The sequence below is a fragment of the bacterium genome (assembly GCA_023135785.1).
Taxonomy (GTDB): domain Bacteria; phylum CAIJMQ01; class CAIJMQ01; order CAIJMQ01; family CAIJMQ01; genus CAZNJA01.
Map to the genome: position 1 here is coordinate 1 of JAGLSL010000031.1, position 1,933 is coordinate 1,933.

Annotated in this window: 2 protein-coding genes; both read right to left on the reverse strand. The window is 35.9% G+C overall.

Annotation, left to right across the window (positions count from 1 at the left end; all coding sequences use genetic code 11):
• Positions 1-123: 123 nt before the first annotated feature.
• Positions 124-435 (reverse strand): 50S ribosomal protein L21, encoded by a 312-nt coding sequence (gene rplU / locus KAS42_02685; GenBank protein ID MCK4905138.1) that lies wholly within the window; start codon positions 433-435, stop codon positions 124-126.
• Between the two features lie 146 nt (positions 436-581).
• Positions 582-1,933 (reverse strand): Rne/Rng family ribonuclease (locus KAS42_02690; protein ID MCK4905139.1); only part of this gene is annotated, 1,352 nt, incomplete at its 5' end.

Consider the following 1,933-nt stretch of genomic DNA (forward strand, 5'->3'; position numbering starts at 1 on the left):
ATAGAAACATCAAGGCAATAAATACAGGCACAGAGGCAAATCTTTGCCACTTTGCGCCCTCCTGCCTGCTACGAAGCGGGCAGGTCTTTGGCGGACAAGTGTGGCTTATTTTAACTCTATGTTTCATTGTTCTATTTTTAGAATTTTTATTTCTGTAATATCCTGCCTATGCCCTCTTGTTCTATGATATCTTTTTCTCTTTTTGAATTTAGAGACCACCACCTTGTCGTCTTTGCATTTCTTCAGCACTTCGCCTGTTACTTTTGCTCCTTTTACAAAAGGATTGCCAAACTTTAGATTATCCAACCCCACAGCCAATACCTCATTTATTTCCACCTTTTCTCCAACTACAGCATCTAAATCTTTTTCTATTGTAATTGTATCTGTTTCTTTGACTATATACTGTTTCCCTGCCATTTTGATGATAGCTTTCATAGAATTAAACCTCCTCTTTTCTTTATCTGTTTAACATTAACCAAGAATTAAACCCCGCTGGAATTCTGCATGAAGTATTTACTCCCTGCAAAAAATGCAAAACTTTCTAATTTTATCATACATCCAACTTTACGTCGGGGATATTCCTACGGGGTAAACTTGATTTCTTCCCTATTAAAACTTGTATTTTCTTCCAACACGAGCCTTTTTCTGAAAATTCTCTCCATTATATGGTCTCTTTTGCGTTCTTTTAAATATTTGTAAATTTCAGGATTTAATTGCACTTTTAATGTTTTTTCTTTTGTTTTTTGAAGAATTTTTCTTATTTCTTTTTCTTTGTCGATTGTAACCGTAGCTATGGATTTTACAACGCCTGAACCTTGGCAATAAGAACAACTTTCGCATAAAATTTGCGCAAGCGAAGGATTTATTCTTTCTCTTGTCATTTCTATAAGTCCAAAAGACGATACAGTATTAATTTTTGCCACTGCTCTATCGCCTTTAAACGCATCTCTTAGGCTATTTGTCAGTTTTCTTCTGTTCCTTAAGCTTTTCATATCTATAAAATCGATTATGATGATTCCTCCCAAATTTCTTAAGATTACCTGACGCGCTATTTCTTTACTTGCCTCCAAATTCGTTCTCAAAGCTGTATCTTCCAAACCACCTGCTGCGGTGGTAAACTTTCCGCTGTTTACGTCTATAGAAACTAATGCTTCGGTTTCTTCAATTGCAAGAGAACCTCCGCTTGGAAGCCAAACCTTGCTTTTCAGAGCTTTTTGTATCTCTTCCTCAACATTATATTTCTTGTAAAGGTCCACTTCCGAATTATAAAACTCCAAGAAAGACGAAGGGTCAAGAGAGTATCGTCTAAAAAACCTTTTTAATTGAACAAATTTTTTAAAATTATCGACAATTAGCTTGTCTTTTTCCGGACTTAGTATATCGCGTGCAAATCTCGTGGCTAAATCCGGCTCCTGATGTAACAAAGAAGGAGCTGCTTTAATTTTTGAAATAAAATTTATTCTTTTCCATATCCAAGAAATATACTTCAAATCATGAGCAAGTTCTCTTTCGTTCTTACCCTCGCCAAGTGTTCTTAAAATAAGTCCTCCATGTTGCGGTCTTATTTTCTTAAGAATTTCTGCAATTCTGTTCCTTTCTTTAGGATCAACGATTTTTTTTGAAATACCTAATCGTTCAATAAAGGGCATAAGAACAAGAAATCTACCGGCTATCGTAATAAAAGTAGTCAATCTTGGACCTTTATTGCCTACAGGGTCTCTTACCACCTGAACTAGTATGTCTTCGCCTTCTTTTAAAGCTTTCTCAATGGGAGATTTAGAATCCTTTTCCTGTGTTAACAAACCCGGAGATATTTCACCAGATATCGCAGGAGGCGTACTTACTTCGGAAATATATAAAAAACCCGTGCGATCCCATCCTATATCCACAAATGCAGCATCAATGCCGGGTATTATATTTTTTACTTTTCCTT